A 20738-nucleotide genomic window follows, 5' to 3' on the forward strand; every position below is an offset into this window, starting at 1 on the left:
TCCCGATGGCGCTTACGCGCCGCGTTGAAATGAATAAAGACTACCCAGGTCGAGCAATTGCGTGAGGTCGTCGAGGGCGCTGCGGCTCTCGTCGAGCAGGGCCGGGTCGGCAAGATCGCCCACGGCCAGCCGGTCACGATAGTGGCGCTTCACCCATTCGGTGAGCGTGGCGTACCGTGCGTCGTCGATCCAGAGCCCCGCGTGGGTCGCCTTGCGCTCGTCGTCGGTCAACACCACACGCAGACGCAGGCATGCCGGCCCGCCGCCGTTGCGCATGCTCTCGCGCAAGTCGAACACGTGCAACTCGCGAATCGAACCCCCACTGGCCACCAGCGATTCGAGAAAGCGCCACACGGCCGGGCGCTCACGGCACTCCTGCGGCACCACGAGCGACATCCCGCCGCCCGCCGCGGGTGCCCGCGCAAGTAACTGGCTGTTGAAAAGATAGCTGCCGACGGTGTCCTCGATCGAGACGTCGTCCGTGCCGACCTCCACCACCTCCAGCGAGGTGCCCCGGGCCGCCAGCCGCTCGCGAAGCATCGCCAGCACCGCCGCCTGATCGACGAACGCGCGAGCATGGCAGAACAGCACGTTGCCATTGCCCACGGCGATCACATCGTTATGGAAGACGCCAGCGTCGATGGCGTCGGGATGCTGCTGTGCGAACACTACGTCGTCTGCCGCCAGCCCGTGCAGACGGGCAATCGCCTGACTCGCCTGCAGCGTCTGGCGTGCAGGGAACCGACGCGGTGCCGGCGCGTTCGCCAGATCGTCTCGTCCGTAGACGAAGAACTCGACCCCGCGCTCCCCGTAGGCCCCGCACAGCCGCGTATGGTTCGCCGCGCCCTCGTCGCCCAGGGACGGCCAGCCCGGCAGGGCGTCGTGATGCGCAAAGCGGGCTTCGTCCGGGAACGCAGTACGCAGCACGCGTGACGTCGTGTCGTGCTCGAACGCGCGATGCAACTTGCTGCACAAATTGGCCGCCGTGAAATGCACCCGGCCGTCAGCCGTGTCCGCCGAGGGGCTGACGGTGGCGGCGTTGGCCGTCCACATGCTCGCGGCCGAACTTGCCGCACCGAGCACCTCGGGCGCCGTGCGAGCCGCCTCGCGTATGACCGCCCGGTCGTCGCCTGAGAAGCCAAGCGTGCGCAACAAGGCAACCGACGGACGCTCTTGCGGCGGCAAGACGCCCTGGGCGTAGCCCAGATCGGCCAACGCCTTCATCTTGGCCAGCCCTTGCAGCGCCGCCTCGCGCGGATTCGATACGCGATTGGCGTTGTTTGCAGAGGCAACGTTGCCGAACGACAACCCCGCATAATTATGCGTGGGGCCAACCAGTCCATCGAAGTTGGCTTCGAGGGCAAAACGCGTCATATCCATTCCTGGGAAAGCGGAAAAAAAGTCGAGATAGAAAGATCAGCACGCGGCAAAGTCCAGGCCCGGACCGAGGTGCTCGGGCAGGATCACCCGCGGGGCCTCCATCGACGCGATCGGGTAGGCACAATAATCGGCCGCGTACCACGCACTGGGACGGTGGTTGCCGGACTCGCCGATGCCCCCGAACGGCGCCGCCCCGGCCGCGCCCGTCGTCGGCCGGTTCCAATTGACGATGCCCGCGCGGATCTCGGCGAGAAACTGTTCGTAACGCGCGGGATCGTCGGACACCAGACCGGCCGCCAGCCCATAGCGCGTGCGATTCGCCAGCGCGATGGCCTCGTCGAACGTGTCGTAGCGCAGCACCTGAAGCAATGGGCCGAAATACTCTTCGTCGGGTAGCGCATCGCGCGCGGCCAGCGACGTTACGTCGATCAGCCCCGGCGTGAGCAATGCCGAGCGACCGTCCGGCTGGGCGAGTGGAAGGATCGAGCGGGCGCCAAGCGTCATCAGGTCGGCCTGAGCCGCCGTCATGCGACGCGCCGCCTGAAGCGACACCACCGCGCCCATGAATGGCTGCGGATCGGCATCGTAGCGTCCGACGACGATGCGTTGCGTCACCCACGCCAGTCGTTCGATGAACGCGTCGCCGTGCGGCCCACGCGGCACGAGCAAGCGTCGGGCACAGGTGCAACGTTGCCCGGCTGAGAGGAAAGCGGACTGAACCGTCACATGGACGGCCGCGTCGATATCGGCTGGCGTATCGACGATCAGCGGATTGTTGCCGCCCATCTCGAGCGCGAGGAGCTTGTCGGGACGCCCTGCGAAGTGTCGATGCAGGGCGCGGCCCGTGGCGGAACTGCCGGTGAAACACAGCCCGTCGATACCGTCGTGCGCGGCGAGCGCCGCCCCTGTCTCGCGCCCGCCCTGCACGAGGTTCAATACCCCTGGCGGCAGGCCCGCTTCGATCCAGCACCGCATCGTTCGTTCGGCCACGCCGGGCGCCAGTTCGCTGGGCTTGAAGACGACGCTGTTGCCCGCGAGTAGCGCCGGCACGATATGCCCGTTAGGGAGATGCCCGGGAAAATTGTACGGTCCGAAAACGGCCATCACGCCATGCGCCCGATGGCGCACGACGCTCTGCCCGTCCGCCACGGCACTGCGTCGCTCGCCCGTGCGCTCCTGGTAGGCTTTTGCCGAATGCGTGACCTTCGCGGCCATCGTCGCCACTTCGGTGCGCGCTTCCCACAGGGGCTTGCCGGTCTCTCGACCGATGGCGTCGGCAAGCGTTTCGATTTGCGCGGTCACGATCGCCGCGAAGCGCTGCAACACGGCCAGTCGCTCGTCGACACTTCGACGCGCCCAATCGCGCTGTACACGACGCGCGGCCTGGACGGCGGCGTCGACATCGGCCGCATCCGCCGCATGGCCCTGCCACACGACATCGCCCGACATGGGATCGAGCGCGCGGAATTCCGCCCCGTTGGCAGTGCGCCAGACACCTTCGACGTACAGATCGGTCATGAACGGCAATCCCCAAGGCCACGCTCGATGGAACGGCGTGCGATGCGGATCATGATGACACCGATTCGACCGCCGGAACAATGTGCGCATGCCGGACGGACCGGCAAAACCGCATGTACAGGGCGTTGCCCTGCATGGGCGACGTGATACACCGAACCGGCCAACGACGCGCATAAAATACGAGTCTGCATTTCTGGAGATCCTTCATGATGACCGACGCCAATCGTTCGGCCCTGCGCCACTGGCTAAGCGACGTGCGCGAATCGCACGACAGTGTCCCCAGCGAAGGTATCGAGCCCTGTGGCGTACGCTGGCAACGCCACGCTGAAGGGGTGCTCGAACTGACACCCGCCGACGCGGATCAGGTCACCGGCACGCTCGACGCGCGTGGCGGTCAACGCTTCGACGCCATCCTCTCGTGCGGGATTCACGGCGATGAAACCGCCCCGATCGAGATCGTTGACGGCATTCTGCGCGACATTGCCGACGGCCGCCTGACGTTGCGCGAGCGTGTGCTCGTCGTACTTGGCAACCCGGACGCCGTACGTGCCGGCAAGCGTTATCTCGAATACGACCTGAACCGGCTGTTCCAGGGCGCTCACGCCAAGCGTGCGGAGTCGCCCGCCGTGCAGCGCGCGCGTGAACTCGAAGTGATCGTGGCGCAGTTCTTCGCCGAGACGCGCGACGCACGCCGCCTGCGTCGGCACGTGGACATGCACACGGCGATTCGCGCGTCACTCTTCCCCCGCTTCGCGGTGGTGCCGAGTCCGCCGCAGCGTCCAGCAAGCGACGACTGGATCGAGACACTTGCCGCGGCCGATATCGAAGCGGTGATGTTGACCGAGCAGCCGTCCGTCACGTTCTCGTATTACACCTGTGCGAACTTCGGCGCCGAGAGCTGCACGCTCGAGCTGGGAAAAGTCGCGCCTTTCGGGCAAAACCGTCTTGACGATTTTGCCGGCATCGACGCCGCCCTGCGCCGTTGGTTGTCCGGCGCGCAGATGGGCAAGCGCGATGACGGCAAGGTGCCGCGCGCCCGACGCTTTCGCGTGGCCGCCGAGATCGTGCGCCGCACGGACGCATTCGTGCTCGACGTCCCGGCCGACACACCGAACTTCACACCCTACGTGGCCGGCACCGTGCTGGCGCGCGACGGCGAGACCACCTATACGGTTTCGCATCCGGAGGAACGCATCGTGTTCCCCAATCCCGATGTCGCGAACGGACTGCGTGCCGGGGTCATGGTCGTGCCCGATGCGTAACGTGTGACGCAAAGCACGGTCAATGCCTGATCGCGCATCGCGGACTGGCCTGAAGCCACTACGCAACTTCGCGAATGAACGACTTCAAACGACTGTTCAGGCGTGGCCGTCAAGGACAGACGGGGGTAGCATCGCCCGCTTCATTTCGTCCCTTCCTGCCTGAGGCCCGGCAACTTGCCGCCGGCCTAGTCCTGCCCACGACGCCATGCTCCGCAACTGCTTCTCGTGCCTTCCAACCATCCTTCTTGCGTCCGATACCCCGCTCGCCACCACCGAGGTGACCGACGCCGGGCGACGCGAGCCCGTCACCCCGCTGGAGGAGGATTTCGCGCGCGCCCAGCAAGCTGCCGCGCAGGCCAGCCTCGCGGCCGGGTCGCCGACCGCGCCCATGACACGGACGTACGCGTGCCCGAGCCCAGGCGCGCTCAGAGAGTCTGCGGAGTTCGCACCACGCCCCGTACTTCGGACGTTCTCGGCACCCCCCACCCCGACGCGGCCGTCGACAGTCGACGCTCCCACCTTCATGATCGACATGTACGCGGGACCGGGTGCAAGCCGCGCGCTACGCATCTTCGATGCGCTATGGCAGGAGGTTGCCTTGCCGGCCCTGAATGCGTTGGGTCCGCCCGCCGTCACCAACGGATGGCGCGCCCCACGCACGCCGCTGGCGCCGCCTTGGCCTGAGGGCCTGCCAGCGCCCGGCGACATGGCGACGCAGCCGTGGCACGACACCTTGCACACGCATCTGCATCGCCAGGCCCGAACGCTTGCCCTCCATGGGTTCGACGTTGACGACGTGAGCGATCATCTGGAAGCGCTCTTGCGCGAGCAGCGACCGGTGTTCTCCTGGCGCGCGTTCTGCATCGGCACCCTGCGCGACGCGCTGCCGTTCGCCGTCGGCTCGACGCTCGCCTCATTGTTGACGGAGACGACCGATCCCACCCGTTCCCAAGCCACGTTCTGGCCGCCGATGGCCGCACTGGCGATCGTGCTGATCAATCTGCTCGGCACGGCGGGCTTCAACGTGACCCAGCGGCAGTACCGCAACCGGATCGCGCGCACGACGCCGGCGCCTGACCTGGAAGGACTGAGCGCGATCCTCTCGACCCCTTATCGGGCGGCCTTTGCACAAGTGCTCGGCTTCGTGTTTTGTTACGGAGTGCTGCGCAATGGGACGCGATACGGCATCGAACGCGGCGTGTCGCGCTGGTTTCCCGGGATTTTCACCCGGCGATTCGGCGACACCCTCCACGCGGCGCTGGAAATTCCACTGGCGCCCGTCCCAGGATTGACGCTGTTGCCGATCATCCACCAGTTGGGCACGAGTCGGCATAACGCCAGCCTGCAAATCCTCACGCAGGACAATCTGGCCGAGTTGCTGATCGAGGCCGCGCGACGTGAACCCGACGACCGGGAAGCGCCCGCAAGTCTGCAGGCGTTCGTCCGCGATGTCCGTGGCATGCTTCGCTCTGCCCCGCCCCGGCTCATCTGGTTCGCGCTCACGGCCACGTTCTACTACCTTGCATGGATGGGCGACGGCTCGGCGCACGGCCATGGCCGCGACAACGCGACGCGATGGGACGACGGCGCCAATGCCCTGAACGCCACGCAGCTCGCGCCTGACGAAGATTCTCCGAGTCTGGTGGAAGACGCTCATGTCTTTGCGGTGCTCAACGTGCTCTACGGTCTCATCGGCCTCATCTTCTCGATCGGCCACAGCGCCGCGCAGCGCGAGGACATTCGCACTGCGCACGAACGTCGTGCGCCGCGACCGAAGATCAGCACCATCACGGTGGTCACGATCGCCGACTCGGGGGTATCGTCGGCAAGCGCCATGTCGATGCGCCCCAACAGCCCGCACGGGGCCGTGACCGGGGAAGTCAATAACAACAAGGTCCCAACGCCGCCACGCGCCATCCGCGCCCTCCCCGCCCCGCTCGCATCGCACACCGCTTCGCCACCCGTCGCAGGCGACCGCCACGTCGATGACGGGCACGCGAGCCTTCGCCCGCCGGGTTCGCGCCGACACGGCACGACGACGGCGCCCGGCGCGCTGAGCCCACCGCTGCGCCGTACAAGGTGGCCCAGCGCATCATCCGACGACGCTGACGAGCCCCGCGAAACAACACCCCTGTGAGGCGCCTGCGCGGCGCACTTGCCGTGCCTGCGCAGCCGTGGCATGGTGCTTCTCACCTGCACACTTCGTGCAACCAGTACGTCCGGACGCGTGTTGATGCGCGTTCGCCCCCCTGCCTGTCGGAGCGCCCATGCTTTCCACCACCCCGAGCGAACTCGCCCGTAACCTGCTCGTGATTCTCGTGCTCAGCCTGCTGATGATCGGCACGTTATGGGTTCTGCTCCCGTTTCTGCCGGCATTCATCTGGGCGGTGACGATCGTCGCGTCCACCTGGCCATTGCTCGTTGGCCTGCAACGCCGCCTGTGGGGCAAACGGTGGCTCGCCACCACCGTCATGATCTTCGGCATGCTCGTGATCGTCGTCGCGCCGCTGTCCGCCGCGATCGGCACACTGATCGGGCACGCGTCCGACATCAGCGAGCAAGTGCACTCCATCGGGCAACGGGGCCTGCCGATGCCGCCCGACTGGCTGATCCGCATCCCCGTGGTCGGCCAACGCGCCAGCGAAGAGTGGCAGGCGCTTGCAGCGGCGGGCCCCGGCGGTCTCGTCGCGCGGATTCAGCCTTATGCCGTCAAGGCGGCGACGTGGGGATTCTCCAAGCTGGGGTCGATCGGCCTGCTCGTGGTTCACCTTGGCCTCACGCTGATCATCTCCGGCATTCTCTTCATGCAGGGAGAGCGTGCGGCGCGCGCGCTGATTCGCATGGCGCGGCGCCTCGGCGGTGATCGGGGAGAAGAATCGGTCCGGCTTGCCGGAATGTCGATTCGCGCGGTGGCGCTCGGGATCGTGGTCACGGCCGTGACGCAGTCGCTGCTCGGCGGCCTCGGCCTGTGGCTGACGGGGGTGCCGCTGTCAGGCTTCCTGACGGCGCTGATGCTGGTGCTGTGTGTCGCCCAGATCGGTCCGTTCCCCGTGCTGCTCTCGAGCGTGGCGTGGCTCTACTGGCAGGACAGTCCGACGCTCGCCACGCTGCTGCTGGTGCTCTCGGTCTTCATCGGCATGCTGGACAACGTCATGCGACCGATGTTGATCCGCCGGGGGGCCGATCTGCCGATGACGTTGATTCTCGCGGGGGTGCTGGGGGGCATGTTGACGTTCGGGATCGTAGGCCTGTTCGTCGGGCCGGTGATTCTGGCTGTGACCTATACGCTGCTGAACGCGTGGATCAACGAGGGGCTGGCCCGTCCGCCGATGTCGCCGAGCGGCGCACCGGCGGCGCCAACGTCCGCCGCGCCGGCGCCGGAGGCGTCGCCGACTGGCGCGGTGGCGCCCAAGCCCCCGGCAGTGCCGGACGACAAACATCGATGATTGCCTCGGTCTGCGACGGTGGGCTGTCACGCCCAACGGACGCATTTTTCGGATTGCTTCACCTGTCGCCGCTCGCCGCGACGTGGCTAAATACTTCCCGTCCTCACATGAATACGGGAAGTATCAAATGTCACACGCTACCGCCTCCCCGCTACCTGTTGCGCGCGCACAGCGCTCGCCGCGCGTGCCGCGCCGAGCCCGCCTCGGCGACCCGCCGCTGTTACGCCGGGTCGGCAACGAACTGACTTATACGCCCACGCGTTGCCGCGTGAGTGCAAGCCTGATCGTCGGCCGCATCAATCCGTGGTGGCAACGACTGTCGTAGGCGCACCTCGATCACACTCACCTCTGCGAGATTTCGCCAGGGCCATAAACGACAAACGCGCCGCCCGGAGAACCGGAACGACGCGTCGCGGGTGCATCCGTCAATACGCCCGGCAAACCTCCGGGCACACGTTCGCACCTCACGCCGATCGCGCTTATCTCGCCTTCGCGGGCAGGATCTGACCCGAGACCTCGCCGAAGCCCACGCGGTAACCATTCCCCTGGCACCAGCCGGCGATCATCACGGTATCGCCGTCTTCGATAAACGTGCGCTTCGCGCCGCTGGCCAGCGTGATCGGGTTCTTGCCGTTCCACGTCAGTTCGAGCAGGCTGCCGAACGAGTCCGGCGTCGGGCCACTGATCGTGCCAGAGCCCATCAGGTCGCCAACGCGCACATTGCAGCCCGAGACCGTATGGTGAGCGAACTGTTGCGCCATGCTCCAGTACATGTGACGGAAGTTGGTGCGGCAGATGGACGTCGCCTGCGCATCGCCGTCGGCTTGCATCAGCACTTCCAGCGCGATGTCGAAGGCATGCTTGCCCTGCTGCTGCAGGTACGAGACCGGCTGCGGATTCTGCTCGGGGCCGGCCACGCGGAACGGTTCGAGCGCTTCCATCGTCACCACCCACGGCGAGATGGACGTGCCGAACGACTTCGAGTTGAACGGACCGAGCGGCACGTATTCCCACTGCTGCAGGTCGCGCGCCGACCAATCGTTGAGCAACACCATCCCGAAGATGGCCGCTTCGGCCGCGTCCACGCTCAGGCTGTCGCCCAGCGACGTGTCACGACCGACGATGAAGCCGGTTTCGAGTTCGAAGTCGAGCTTGCGGCACGCGTCGAAAATCGGGCGCGGCGCATCGGGCAACTTGATCTGTCCGTTCGGGCGATGAATCGGCGTGCCGCTCACGACCACGGAGCTGGCCCGACCGTTATAGCCGATGGGGATTTCCAACCAGTTCGGCAGCAGCGCGTTGGCCGGATCGCGGAACATGCTGCCCACGTTGGTCGCGTGCTCTCGCGACGAATAGAAGTCGGTGTAGCCGGGCACTTGCACCGGCAGATGCAACGTGACCTGTGCGAGCGGCACAAGTGCCTGAGCCCGCAACGCGGCGTTTTCACGCAGGGCGGCATCGCCGTCCACGGCGAGCAGCGACGTCAGGCGCGCGCGCGTGGCGCGCCACGCCGCGCTGCCCAGTGCCACGAACGCATTGATGGCGGGCTGCGAGAAGACCGTCGCGCCACCGGCCTCGGCGACCTTGAGCACGCCGGCGGCTTCGAGCGCCGCCAGGTCCAGTACCTGATCGCCAATGGCCACGCCAACACGCGGCGTCGGTTGCGACGCGGTGCTGAACACGCCGTACGGCAGGTTTTGCAGGGGGAAGTCGGTCACGCCAGTGTTGGCGGACGCGACCCAGCTTTGTGGGAGTGCTGACATAGGGAATTCCTTGTTTGAGACAGCGCATCGGCCGGCGCTGCACCATCGAAGGGTGCGGCCGGCCGTGTCAGGGGTTGGCGACGTTGCGACGCGAGGCCGCTTACTTCTGGTTCGGGTTGAAGTGCTTCTTCAACCCTTGCCAGCAGGTGTAGTAGTTGTCCTGCCGCTGCTTGGTCTCCAGCGCGAAGCGTGTGGGGCGGATGATCGCCGGCGTCTCGAACATGAACGCCATCGTCGCGTCGACCTTGTGCGGCTGGCTCGTGTCAGCGGCAGAAGCCTTTTCAAACGTGTCCGCATCGGGGCCGTGGCCCGTCATGCAGTTGTGCAGACTGGCGCCGCCCGGCACGAATCCCTCGGCCTTGGCGTCATAGACGCCTTGGATCAGCCCCATGAACTCACTGGCGATATTGCGGTGGAACCAGGGCGGGCGGAACGAGTTTTCCATCGCCAGCCAGCGCGGCGGGAAGATCACGAAGTCGATGTCGTCAACGCCCGGCGCATTGCTTTGCGATTGCAGCACCAGGAAGATCGACGGATCCGGGTGGTCGAAGCTGATCGATCCGATCGTGTTGAAGTGACGCAGATCGTACTTGTAGGGCGCATAGTTGCCATGCCAGGCCACAACGTCAAGCGGCGAATGACCGATGTCGGCACGCCACAGCGCACCGCCAAACTTCGCCACCAGCTCGAAGTCGCCTTCGACATCCTCATAGGCCGCCACGGGCGTGAGGAAGTCGCGCGGATTCGCCAGGCCGTTCGAGCCGATCGGACCGAGATCCGGCAGACGGAACAACGCGCCATAGTTCTCGCATACATAGCCGCGCGCGCGGCCATCGGGCAGCGTCACACGGAAGCGCACGCCACGCGGCAGCACGGCGATTTCGTAGGGCGCCACGTCGAGCACACCGAATTCCGTCGCAATCCGCAAACGGCCTTCCTGCGGCACGACGAGCAACTCGCCGTCGGCGTTGTAGAAGAAGCGGCCGTCCATCGACCGGTTCGCCGCGTACAGATGAATGCCGCAACCGCGCCCGGCATCCGGGCTGCCGTTGCCGGCCATCGTCACCATGCCGTCGACGAAATCGGTCGGCGCCTCGGGCATCTGCAGTGGGTCCCAACGCAACTGGTCCGGGGGCGTCGGCACGTCGTCGAAACGGCTCAGCCAGCGCGACGCCGCGACGGCGGTGAACGGCTTGTGCATCGCGGCAGGACGAATGCGATACACCCACGAGCGACGGTTATGACCACGCGGTGCCGTGAACGCCGTGCCCGAGAGCTGTTCCGCATACAGGCCGTACGGCGCACGCTGCGGAGAGTTCTGCCCGACAGGCAGCGCACCGGGCAATGCTTCGGTCGCGAACTCGTTGCCAAAACCGGACAGGTAGCCCAGCTCCCCCTGTATTTGATCTGCTTGACGCATAAGTAGCCTCGTCTCCTGATGTCGAATGGAAATATTGTCCGACAAGCGATGACATTTTGCGATATAAATAGACGAATCCACTCTATTCATAACGCGAATAATATCGCCGCCTCATGATTTCCTTACGCGACGTCGATTTGAACCTGTTGGTCGTCTTTCAGGCGGTACTCACGCATCGGAGCATTTCTCAGGCCGCACGCGAATTGGGGCTGTCTCAACCCGCAGTCAGCAACGGGTTGGCCCGCCTGCGGCAGACGTTCGACGATGAACTCTTCACACGCACCGGCGCGGGCATGCAACCCACGCCGTTCGCCGAGGCGCTCGCCGAGCCTGTCTCGGTGGCCCTGGCCGGCATCTCGCGCGCCATCAATCACCGGGAGGCGTTCGATCCGGCGAGCAGTCAGCGGGAGTTTACGTTGGCAATGACGGATGTGGGGGAGGTGTACTTCATGCCGACGCTCGTCGATCTATGCACCCGGCTTGCGCCTCGGGTACACCTGCGCACCGTCCGAACGACGTTGCCCGACCTGAAGGACGCCATGGCGTCGGGGCGCATCGACCTCGCGGTGGGCGCGTTCGACGATCTGACCGGGCCATTTTTCCAGCGCCGGTTGTTCCGTCAGCAGTATGTGAGCCTGTTCCGCATCGGCCACGCGCTCGACACGCCGCATGCAGGGCTGGCGGAATTCCAGGCCGCACGCCATCTGTTCGTCGCCACGGGCGACAATCCTTATGCGCGCGTGAATCAACTCCTGGCGCAGGCCGGCTTCGGGGCCGACGCGAATGTCTGGGTCCCCCACTTCATCGCCGTGCCGTACGTCGTGAGCGTCAATGATCTCGTGGTCACCGTGCCGCAGAAGTTTGCAGAGCGTGCCGCCGCGCCGTTCGGGCTGCGCTTCGTCAAACCGCCGCTCCGGCTGCCCGCGCTGCAAACGAATGTGTTCTGGCACCGTCGCTACCATCAGGACGGCGGGAATCAGTGGCTACGCCAATTGATTTCGGAGCACTTCGCCGAGTCGTGACGACGAGCGCCTGACGCTGCCGTCAGGCGTCGTTGGCAATGGCATGTCCCTGTGCACGCAGCCAGTCGTTCCACGCGGCGTCGAGCACTTCGAACGCCGATTCCATCTGTCCGACGGACGCCTGGGGCGCCAGATGCTCCACCTGCGCCGCGAGCGATGCCAGCGAACTCAGCCCGAATGCCATGAAACCGCCCCGCAAACGATGCGCGGAATGACGGAGAGTGTCGCGCGATGGGTCGACCAACGCTGCCCGGCAATTGGCGATGTCCTGATCGGCAATCTTCACGAACGTGTCGAGCATGTCGGACAGCGGTGGCCGCCAGTCCTTCGCCGATGTCGAGTCGGAGGACGGCGTCGGTCCGCTGTCGATCAGGTCCGATGACGCTGGAAGCGGCGCGATGTCCACGCACAGCGAGGGATAGCGCGCCCGTATCCGTTCAATCACGCGCAACAACGAGCGCGCATCCACCGGCTTGTAGACGATGGCGTCGAACGGGGACGTCTCGTCGCGGTCGGTGCGCATTGTGACGTCGGCCGTCGCGACGATCACCGGCACATGGGCCGCGCGCGCCTTGATCTGCGTAGCCAACGCATGCCCGGAGAGGTGCGGCATGTTGGCATCGGTGATCACCAGCATGTGGGATTCCGCATCGAACGCGTCAAGTGCCTCGCGCGGGTCGTGATAGCAATCGACCATCGCGCCCAGTCCTTCCAACTGCCGGGACAGCAACATGCCGCTGATCGGATGATCGTCCGCGACAAGCACGTACCACCCGGCCAACGGCTTGATACGCGCCTGCGCGCCGGGGGCGCCCGGCAAGTCACCGCTCGCGGCAAGCCCGGGCGCCGACACGAGGCCGAGCGCATCCCAGAGCTCCGCCTGCTGGAACAACGCGATGTCGCGCGGCCACGCGGGGGCGCTGCCGGCCGGACGATCGACCGGCGTCGAGCGCAGCAGATACACCTCCGAGCCCGCCATACCGCGCACCGGCCATTCGTCGGCAAACATGAGCAAGCCCGCGTCCTGAACGCGGCCACTGCCCGAAGACCACGATACCGCGTCGTCATATCTGACCGGCAGGTAACCCGCCCGACGAATCAATGCGTCGAGATACGCATGGCGGCGAGCGAGTCCGCTCACATACGCAAACGTCTCGCCTCTCCCGACGACGGGCAACATCTCGCTGTCCGACGCCCAGGGCAGACGGAGCGTGAAGCGCATTGTCGTGCCCTCGCCCTCCTGACTGTCGACCTGCAGCACGCCGCCGAGCATACCCACGAACTGATGCGAGATCGCGAGCCCCAGGCCGGTGCCGTGCTGCATGCCCGGCTCCGACGTACTCTTGCCGAACGGCCGGAACAAGTCCGCCAGATCGGCAGGCGCAATGCCAACGCCACTGTCGCTGACCGTGAAGGCCACGTCACAGCCCTGAGGGTCAGTGCGCGTCACCATGGCGCTGAAGGCGACGTACCCTTTCTCGGTGAACTTGATGGCATTGCCGACAAGATTTGTCACGACCTGTCCGAGTCGCAGCGCATCGGTATGCACGGCACGCGAGAGCTGCGGGTCGATCATCCAGTCCAGCGTGAGTCCCTGCAACCGCGCACGTCCCGTGAACGACAAGCCGATGGCTTCGAGCTCCTTGAGCAACAAGCCATCGCGGCCATTCAGTTCGAAGCGACCGACCTGAATCCGAGAATAGTCCAGCAGATCGTTGATGAGATCGAGCAGATTGCGCGTCGAGCTTTCCATCACATCGACGTAATACCGATGATCTTCGCCCAGACGCTGCGCGCTCAACAGTTCAAGCGACGCGAGCGTGCCATACAACGGCGTACGCATTTCGTGGCTAACGGTCGTCAGGAAGACATCCTTGGCGCGATTGGCGCTCTCGGCGGCAAGCCGCGCCTTGCGTTGCTCCAGTTCGAAGCGGCGTTGCTCTGTCACGTCGGACAGTGTGGCGATGAGCACCGACTGTTCACGAAAGACAGTATCGACGAAGCTCACGGCGTAGTGACGCTCGCCGGCGTCGTCGATCGCGCTCAGCAAACGCCGCACCGGACGCGCCACCACACCGCTGTGCAGTTGGCGGTACATGCGCGTCAACTCGCCATCGCCCAGATTTCGTAGCAAATCGACGGTGCCCGCATACGCAGGATTGCTCATCACCACACTGGGCTCGAAGGGATCGATGATCGCCATGCCGACGGGGGCCGTCTCGATCAGGGTTTGCGTGAAGGCGTCTCGTTCGAGCAGGGCCGTCGTACGTCGACGCGCCGGCTCGATCATGCGTTGGCGCATGTAGCGCATCCCGGCGTACACGGCGGCCGCATAGAGACACAACAGCAACGTGGCGCCGATCAACAGCGTGGCATTTTGCTGCAGTAAATCTATCGGACGAACGGTATACCGGACGAACCACGGCGACGACGCCGGATGACGCTCGAAGACCAGACGCTCGCCGTCGTAACGCACCGCCATTTGCGCGTCACCAAAGAGCGGCAACGTGGCGAGCGTACGCAAATGTCCCAACGACGAGAGCGACGCGCCGGCGCTTGCCACCACGAACCCGTCCGCCGACACCAATTGGAGGGCTTCGCCCGTGTGCTCCAGCGTTCGCAGCCGCGGCGGCACAATGCTGTCGGGCGCCATGGTGGTGCCGACGTAGGCCATCAGATGACCGTCGAGATCGCGAATTGGCACGAAGCTCGAGACCGCCGTCAAACCGGAAAGTGCATTTTTGTAGTTGTAGGTCCAGAACGGACCGTCGTTGCTCGTGGGACGACGCGCGGCATAACGCTCGACCTTGTTGATCTCGGCGAGCGTCGCGTTGGTGTCACGCGCGAGATCCGTCGCGCTGACGGGCTGCAGGTCGAACGACGTACGGCGAGCGGCAAACGCGCCGTCCGCCGAGATGATGAAGGTTTCGTCCTGCCCACCCAGCGCACTCCAGAAGTTGGCATCGAGAATCATCAACCGAAGGGTGAGGCGCGCCAATCGCTGCGCTCGCTCAGCCGGGATCTCCGCCAGCTTGACAATCTGGAAGTCGCCATCGAACCCCACGCCGGCAACGCGCTTCGCCGTGCCGACCGGCATGGTAAGCAGCGGGCCCAGAATCCGATCGGTGAGTGATTGTGTAACACCGCCCGGACGAACGTTGCTCGCCAGTGCGGCTTGCGCCATCGTACTGGCCTGCTCGTTGAAAATTTCGACGTCGCGGATCTCGTGGCCCACGGTCGCGAAGAACGTCGCCGTCTTCTGCCCCCCTTGCCAGACCATGCCGAACAACGCGTAGGACACCACAGCGACCCAGACCGACAAACCGAAAAGCAGAGCCAGCAAGCCACCGATACGAAGCAGGCGGCCTGCAATCGCGATGTCACGCGTCATCGTCGCATCGGACGCGGACGCGGACGCGGACGCCAATGTCGTATGTCGAGTCAAACTCAGACGGCGCTCGGCATTTCGACTTCGCCGTGACGCGAAAACTGAACCGGGCTCGAGACGTGCAGCTTGAACAGCTCCATATCGGTACGGCAGCCCAACTTGCTCATCGCCATGCGTTTCTGATTGTTGATCGTCTTGGCCGAACGCTTGAGGGCATCGGCAATCTGCGACACGTTCAGACCGTCCAGGTACATGCGCAGCACTTCCATTTCCTTCGGGGAAAGCGGACGGCGAGCGGTCGGCTTGCGGCGCATCTGCTCTTCGAGAATCTGCTCGGCGCGCCCCCCCCGATAGCTCATGCCACGTCGGCAACGCTCCACACACACCGTGATTTCGCGCAGATCGTCGGACTTGGTCATCACGCCCAGCACGCCGCAACTGTCGAGCGCGTGGATGATGGCCGGTTGTTCGATCGAGGTGAACACGATGATCTTGACGTCCGGATACTTGCGACGCACACGATTGATCATGACCAGGCCGTCGCCAAAGGTGCCGCCGGGCATGCAGTAGTCGGTAATCAGCACGTCGACCGAATTCGTCTCCAGTGCCTTGAAGAGCTCGGTCGAGTTGGTGACGGGCGGCAGCACGTGGAAACCCGGATCCGGGGACAGCATTTCACGCAGTGTCGAGGCGATGATCGGATGATCATCCGCGATCAGAATTTTTACCATCATTTTGCAGAATCCTTTTAAAAGAAGTCAGCCGTGGGCGCGCGCGATCCTTCGCCGTGTCTACGCGTCATGGCTTCCCAAAAGAGGAATGTGGGTCGAGCCAACACACTCGGTGGTCACGAAGGCGTAACCGCGTTACTACTGTGGACGCCGGCAGGCCGCGACCCGGCGGCGCATCGCCACCTCCGGCCCGGTGCGCCGGAAACGTCATCGCTATCCGGCAACGCCGGCGGCGCCCGCACCCTCGACCGTCGTCCAGCCAGAGCACGTCTTGTGGCCCGTCAAGCGCGCTGCGCCAGTGCCCATGACAGGCTTGACGCAATAGCGAAGGCGCACGCCGCGCAAACCCGCCGACGGCATCATCTCGCGTGCTCGTGCGACAACGCGAATACGCGTCGGTCCCGACGCCGCTTCCCATTGATGCACGCTGTGGGTCTCAGGCCAATCGGCCATCCATCGATACGTCCCGCTCACCACCTGACCGACCTTCGGCGTGGCACTCATCGCCACGGCGGCGGCGACCGGCCGCATCCGCGTTTCAACCGCACGCGGGGCCGCAGCCAGTTGCGCTGCCACCGACGGCGGCGTGCCGACGCGTTCCGACGCCTGCCCCGCCGCCGACACACCCGGTGTCGATGCCTGGTATTCACTGCATCCCGCGAGCCACGTCATCAGAAGGGCGCCGCTCAGGCGTGTCAGCGTAGCAAAAGTGAGGTGGCCCATGACTCGCTCGGCACTCGAACAGCGGAACGAGGAGGACGCCGAAGCGTCAATGTATGTCGTGGTCATCGATGCAAAGCCAATCGACATACCGCGTGACACTTCAACGTCACGCGCTGATTTGCGACCAGCAGAAATATAGGATAAATCTACAAAATCCAGCCATTTTGGATCTCCTTATGGGAAACATCCTAGTCCAAATTAGGCGGATTACCGAATGCGAGGCGCGCAGCGCACGCAATATGCGGCGCCTCCATGCGGGAACAACTCGGATTACGTACCCGTCATGCAAGCACCACGTCTCAGTGGACAACCGGGCGACGGAAAGATTCATTCCATGCATTCCCGGGATGTCAACCACGATGGGTACGCAGCGGGTACGAGAATGCAAGTGACGTCGTGAGTCACTCGCAAGGCGTAGCGATTTTTGAAGGATCTGCGTGTGCCGCGCGATGGCACAACCGCCGCTGCGGCATGTCAGACGCCGAAGGCTTTGGCGAACATGCCCAGGGCGACCGCGGCCATCAGTGCCGAGAAGATTTGCTGCAGTCTGGACGCCGCGATGTGCGGTGTCAGGGCGCGCCCGAGCAGCATGCCGACGATGCCGCCAACCACGAACATCCACCCTTGGGGGCCCGGATGCATGCCGTTCCACCAGGCGTTGGCCACGGTGCCCGCGGAAATCAACGCGATGACGAAAAGCGACGTCGCCACGACGCCGTGTACCGTGATGTCGGTGAAACGCCGCAACGCGGGGACGATCACGAATCCGCCCCCCACGCCCAGCAGTCCCGACGCGAAGCCCGACACCGCGCCGATGAGGCCGAGCGTGGCGGCGACGCGCCGCGTCCAGTGCAACCGTCCCGTCTCTGGATTCATTCGGCATGGCGGTTGCGGCGCGGCACCGGCCGACGCCGCCAGATCGGTGCCTTTATCGGTGCCCGCTGTCCCGGCGCGCGACGCGCGATACATGCGCACCGCCACGACCATCATTGCGATGGCGAAGAGTCCGACGAGCCAACGTTCCGGCAGTCGGTGAGCCATCCACGTGCCAAGCGGCGCCACGGCGACCCCGATCCCGGCCATCAGCATTGCCGCGCGATAGCGCACGAGGCCGACACGCAGTCCATGGGCGCTCCCCACTGCGGCACTTGCGCCTACGGCGAGCAGGGCCACCGGGCCGGCCTGCGGCACGCCCCACCCCAGCCCGAAGACCAGCGCCGGCACAGCAAAAATGCCGCCTCCCGCACCGGTCAAACCCAGCACGAGGCCGACCGCGGCCCCGAGCAAAGCAGCCATCGGGGAAGCACTCAAAAAATCTAGGGACATGGCAAGGAATCCAGCGGAAAGCGACTTGGCGGCCCAAATCACTATTAGTCATATGCTTATGACTGTGGATTATATAGAGTCCGGAAACAACGGAAAAGTCCCAATCGGTGGGGGAATCGCGAGGCCTGATGCGTCAAGCAGGCAGGGCAAAGCAGGCAACGTCGTTCAGACGTCGCCGTACCGGGAAGCGGCAAGCCGCAAACAACGATGGAAAGGTTACCCGCCTTGTGGCGGTTCATCGCGCCGGGTCGAAGGCCCATCCGCGGCATCGAGTTCGGCGAGGATATCGCACGTATGGGCCCCTGGCGCAGGCGGATCCTGATACGTGACCGGGCGCTGGCCATTAAGCCGGACGGGCGAAACGATGGCGTGAGTCGTCTCGCCGCTGGGCAACACCACCGGCCGCACCCAGCCCATATGGGCCACCTGCGGATCGGCCAGAACACGCGAATAGGTGCTGATCTCCGTACATGGCACGCCCACGGCAACCAGCCGGGCGAGCCACTCACTGCGATCCTCCTGCACAAACACGGTTTCCAGCACGTCGCGCAGCGCAGCTTGATGGCGCGCTCGCTCGCGCGCGTTGACGAAACGCGAATCGTCGAGCAGATCGACGCGATGCATCAGCGCGCAAATCGCCTGCCAATGCGCTTGTCCATCGAGATCCATGCCGAAATAGCCATCTCTGGCCCGAAACGTGGGCCACGGTGCCGACGGCCCACCGAAGCGCGCGGCCTCCTCGTCGTCAATTGCCAGCGGCGACAACTTGCTTCGTGTGGCGGCCACCGTCCCGCCGTATCGATGCCGCTCCGTACCCTGCGCAACATCGGAGGCGGCGGCCGACGCCTCCCCGGGCACCAACCCGGCGCGCTGCGCGGCTAGCGCGCCCTGCTCACCCGCGTGAAGTGACGCGATGGCAAGCGTTGTGCCGAGCATCGGCACGTCGATGTGAACACCGCGGCCTTGCTGTTTGGCAGCGACCAGCGCCGAAGACACGGAGAACGCGGCATAGAGTCCCGCGGCCAGATCGGCGACCGGCAAGTCGCGGGGCGGCTCCAGCCCCCCCGGCGACGCCCCCAGCATGCCTCGCAACGCGTCGAGCGCTGGCACGCCGGGCTGCGGCGCCGCGCGCGGGCCATCCTGACCAAACGCGGAGATCGACACGTAGACCAGGTGCGGCTGTACGGCCGACAACGCGTCGTAACCGAGCCCGGCGCGCGCGAGCGTTCCCGGTGGCAAACATTCGACGACAACGTCCGCGCCGCGCACCAGGGAATGGGCAAGGTTGCGGCCGTCGAGCGTGAGCAAATCGAGTGCGACGGAGCGCTTGTTGCGCCGCAGGCCGACCTGGGCCGATGCGCCGAGCGGACTCGAGTTGTCGTTGGCATTGTCGTCGACCGGATCGTCGACCAAGATAACGTCTGCGCCCATGTCGGCCAGCAACAAGCCGCAGTAAGCAGCGGCCGCGCCACGACTGAATTCGATGACGCGGATCCCCGAGAGTGGTGCGTTCAATATCTGACCCCTATTTGCCTGGCGTTTCTTGTTGTTCTCAACCCTTGGCAACCGTCTGACGCGGCGTTCACGCATTCTAGAGCAAATATTCCACGCCGGTCACGGCAGAAAATGCGGCATCCACGAGGCGCGTTGCCACCGGGCAACAGGGCTGCCGAAGGGGACATCGCAACATGCGTCTGACATAGACGCCGTGCATGGGGACGTACAGGAAACGCTCATATCGGCGCCCGCTCGCGGCCCCGTCGTCACAGCCAGCCGGCCTTGCGGAACTTGACGAACAGCAGCGCATCGATGGCGATCATCACGGCAATGCACAGGGGGTAGCCGTACTGGAACTTCAGTTCGGGGATATCGGCGAAGTTCATGCCGTAGATTCCCGCGATCATCGTGGGCACGGCGAAGAGCGCCGCAAATGAACCCAAGCGCTTGGTTGTCTCGTTCTCAGACAGCGAGATCATGCCGAGATTGACCGACAGCGCGGTCGTGACCATTTCGCGCAGCAGATCGATATTCTTCGTGATGCGCTGAAGATGGTCGAAGACGTCGCGAAAATACTCTTGCATGCCGCCACAGAGCTTGGGCGCCATCGCCCCGAACAGCTTGCTGACCGCCTCCATCAGCGGCACGCAAGCGTGCTGCAGTGTAATGAGCCGGCGCTTGAGTTGATACAGGTCTTCGATGATCGCGCGTCCCTTCGCGGGGGCATTCGGCGTGAAGATCTGCTCCTCGATCGCTTCGAGCTGTGCCTCGAGTTCGTTGAGTACCGGGAAGTAGCTATCGACGATGGCATCCATGAGCGCGTAGAGCACGAAGATCGAGCCCTGACGCAGCAGATTCGGCTCCTTCTCCGCGCGGGCCCGCACGATGCCGAGCCCCTGCGTGGCGTTCGAGCGCACCGACAGCACGTAGTTGTGCCCAGCGAAAATCGCCACCTCGCCCGTCGAAAAATCCCCGTCGGCATCCTTGTTCAGCACGTGCAGCACGGCGAACAGCGAGTCGCCGTACTGCTCGATCTTGGGTCGCTGGTGACCGTGCTGCGCGTCTTCGACGGCCAGGTCGTGCAGACCGAACTCATGTTGCATCTGCGACAATTCGCCGGGCCCGGGGTCCTTGAGCGCCACCCACACGAAGCAGTGCGGGCGCTGTAGATAGTCCGAGATTTCATCGGGATGCAGATCGGCAATCTTGCGGCCATCCTCATAGGCCACGCAATTCACTAGCATTCGTCTTCCTGGTCTAGG

General features: G+C 64.9%; 15 protein-coding genes. 5 read left to right on the forward strand and 10 right to left on the reverse strand.

The window, feature by feature from the left end; translation table 11 throughout:
- Positions 1-12: 12 nt before the first annotated feature.
- Both astB and astD read right to left on the reverse strand, forming a co-directional pair.
- Positions 13-1374 carry an N-succinylarginine dihydrolase gene (gene astB, locus OYT13_RS12705; protein WP_268566337.1) on the reverse strand — a complete coding sequence of 454 codons (1362 nt, stop codon included), beginning with the start codon at positions 1372-1374 and terminating at the stop codon, positions 13-15.
- 42 nt (positions 1375-1416) lie between these two features.
- Positions 1417-2898: a succinylglutamate-semialdehyde dehydrogenase gene (gene astD, locus OYT13_RS12710; protein WP_268566338.1), complete on the reverse strand. Its 1482-nt coding sequence runs from the start codon at positions 2896-2898 to the stop codon at positions 1417-1419.
- Between the two features lie 206 nt (positions 2899-3104).
- On the opposite strand from astD, the gene astE reads away from it, so the two are divergent.
- The 4 genes from astE to OYT13_RS12730 all read left to right on the forward strand — a co-directional run bounded on the left by astE (position 3105) and on the right by OYT13_RS12730 (position 7931).
- The gene (gene astE / locus OYT13_RS12715) at positions 3105-4160 is read left to right on the forward strand and encodes a succinylglutamate desuccinylase (RefSeq protein ID WP_017232231.1); all 1056 of its coding nucleotides are present in this window, start codon (positions 3105-3107) and stop codon (positions 4158-4160) included.
- Positions 4161-4683: 523 nt separating this feature from the next.
- Complete coding sequence (locus tag OYT13_RS12720) at positions 4684-6297, forward strand: hypothetical protein (protein WP_268566339.1); 1614 nt, start codon at positions 4684-4686, stop codon at positions 6295-6297.
- A gap of 130 nt (positions 6298-6427) precedes the next feature.
- Positions 6428-7606, forward strand: coding sequence for an AI-2E family transporter YdiK (ydiK, locus tag OYT13_RS12725; protein WP_261938506.1), 1179 nt, complete (start codon positions 6428-6430; stop codon positions 7604-7606).
- Positions 7607-7733: 127 nt separating this feature from the next.
- Positions 7734-7931 carry a hypothetical protein gene (locus OYT13_RS12730; RefSeq protein ID WP_157211350.1) on the forward strand — a complete coding sequence of 66 codons (198 nt, stop codon included), beginning with the start codon at positions 7734-7736 and terminating at the stop codon, positions 7929-7931.
- A 154-nt stretch (positions 7932-8085) separates the two neighbouring features.
- Here the strand turns inward: OYT13_RS12730 and fahA are convergent, their stop codons facing one another.
- Together fahA and hmgA are read right to left on the reverse strand one after the other, a co-directional pair.
- Positions 8086-9369: a fumarylacetoacetase gene (gene fahA, locus OYT13_RS12735; RefSeq protein WP_268566340.1), complete on the reverse strand. Its 1284-nt coding sequence runs from the start codon at positions 9367-9369 to the stop codon at positions 8086-8088.
- A 100-nt stretch (positions 9370-9469) separates the two neighbouring features.
- Complete coding sequence (gene hmgA, locus OYT13_RS12740; protein WP_017232236.1) at positions 9470-10789, reverse strand: homogentisate 1,2-dioxygenase; 1320 nt, start codon at positions 10787-10789, stop codon at positions 9470-9472.
- A gap of 113 nt (positions 10790-10902) precedes the next feature.
- Between hmgA and OYT13_RS12745 the strand changes: the two genes are divergently transcribed.
- Positions 10903-11811, forward strand: a complete 909-nt coding sequence (locus tag OYT13_RS12745) for a LysR family transcriptional regulator (RefSeq protein ID WP_268566341.1) — start codon at positions 10903-10905, stop codon at positions 11809-11811.
- Between the two features lie 22 nt (positions 11812-11833).
- On the opposite strand, the gene OYT13_RS12750 is transcribed toward OYT13_RS12745, so the two are convergent.
- The 6 genes from OYT13_RS12750 to corA form a co-directional block, all read right to left on the reverse strand.
- Positions 11834-15202, reverse strand: a complete 3369-nt coding sequence (locus tag OYT13_RS12750; protein WP_268566342.1) for a hybrid sensor histidine kinase/response regulator — start codon at positions 15200-15202, stop codon at positions 11834-11836.
- A 56-nt stretch (positions 15203-15258) separates the two neighbouring features.
- Positions 15259-15933, reverse strand: coding sequence for a response regulator transcription factor (locus OYT13_RS12755; protein ID WP_017232239.1), 675 nt, complete (start codon positions 15931-15933; stop codon positions 15259-15261).
- A gap of 210 nt (positions 15934-16143) precedes the next feature.
- Positions 16144-16653 (reverse strand): hypothetical protein, encoded by a 510-nt coding sequence (locus OYT13_RS12760; protein ID WP_150562965.1) that lies wholly within the window; start codon positions 16651-16653, stop codon positions 16144-16146.
- A 474-nt stretch (positions 16654-17127) separates the two neighbouring features.
- Positions 17128-17979, reverse strand: a complete 852-nt coding sequence (locus tag OYT13_RS12765) for a sulfite exporter TauE/SafE family protein (RefSeq protein WP_232424518.1) — start codon at positions 17977-17979, stop codon at positions 17128-17130.
- 216 nt (positions 17980-18195) lie between these two features.
- The gene (locus OYT13_RS12770) at positions 18196-19494 is read right to left on the reverse strand and encodes a CaiB/BaiF CoA transferase family protein (protein ID WP_268566343.1); all 1299 of its coding nucleotides are present in this window, start codon (positions 19492-19494) and stop codon (positions 18196-18198) included.
- A 248-nt stretch (positions 19495-19742) separates the two neighbouring features.
- Positions 19743-20720 (reverse strand): magnesium/cobalt transporter CorA, encoded by a 978-nt coding sequence (gene corA, locus OYT13_RS12775; protein WP_017232243.1) that lies wholly within the window; start codon positions 20718-20720, stop codon positions 19743-19745.
- Between the last annotated feature and the right edge of the window lie 18 nt (positions 20721-20738).

It is taken from the genome of Pandoraea sp. XJJ-1, assembly GCF_026802345.1.
GTDB lineage: Bacteria > Pseudomonadota > Gammaproteobacteria > Burkholderiales > Burkholderiaceae > Pandoraea > Pandoraea cepalis.

What these genes read in the sequence shown, in the direction of transcription:
- OYT13_RS12755 (WP_017232239.1), bottom strand. Translation starts at nt 15,933, where the DNA reads ATGATGGTAAAAATTCTGATCGCGGATGATCATCCGATCATCGCCTCG.
- astE (WP_017232231.1), top strand. Translation starts at nt 3,105, where the DNA reads ATGATGACCGACGCCAATCGTTCGGCCCTGCGCCACTGGCTAAGCGAC.
- fahA (WP_268566340.1), bottom strand. Translation starts at nt 9,369, where the DNA reads ATGTCAGCACTCCCACAAAGCTGGGTCGCGTCCGCCAACACTGGCGTG.
- hmgA (WP_017232236.1), bottom strand. Translation starts at nt 10,789, where the DNA reads ATGCGTCAAGCAGATCAAATACAGGGGGAGCTGGGCTACCTGTCCGGT.
- OYT13_RS12750 (WP_268566342.1), bottom strand. Translation starts at nt 15,202, where the DNA reads ATGACGCGTGACATCGCGATTGCAGGCCGCCTGCTTCGTATCGGTGGC.
- OYT13_RS12745 (WP_268566341.1), top strand. Translation starts at nt 10,903, where the DNA reads ATGATTTCCTTACGCGACGTCGATTTGAACCTGTTGGTCGTCTTTCAG.
- OYT13_RS12760 (WP_150562965.1), bottom strand. Translation starts at nt 16,653, where the DNA reads ATGGGCCACCTCACTTTTGCTACGCTGACACGCCTGAGCGGCGCCCTT.
- corA (WP_017232243.1), bottom strand. Translation starts at nt 20,720, where the DNA reads ATGCTAGTGAATTGCGTGGCCTATGAGGATGGCCGCAAGATTGCCGAT.
- ydiK (WP_261938506.1), top strand. Translation starts at nt 6,428, where the DNA reads ATGCTTTCCACCACCCCGAGCGAACTCGCCCGTAACCTGCTCGTGATT.
- OYT13_RS12765 (WP_232424518.1), bottom strand. Translation starts at nt 17,979, where the DNA reads ATGTCCCTAGATTTTTTGAGTGCTTCCCCGATGGCTGCTTTGCTCGGG.
- astB (WP_268566337.1), bottom strand. Translation starts at nt 1,374, where the DNA reads ATGACGCGTTTTGCCCTCGAAGCCAACTTCGATGGACTGGTTGGCCCC.
- OYT13_RS12720 (WP_268566339.1), top strand. Translation starts at nt 4,684, where the DNA reads ATGATCGACATGTACGCGGGACCGGGTGCAAGCCGCGCGCTACGCATC.
- astD (WP_268566338.1), bottom strand. Translation starts at nt 2,898, where the DNA reads ATGACCGATCTGTACGTCGAAGGTGTCTGGCGCACTGCCAACGGGGCG.
- OYT13_RS12730 (WP_157211350.1), top strand. Translation starts at nt 7,734, where the DNA reads ATGTCACACGCTACCGCCTCCCCGCTACCTGTTGCGCGCGCACAGCGC.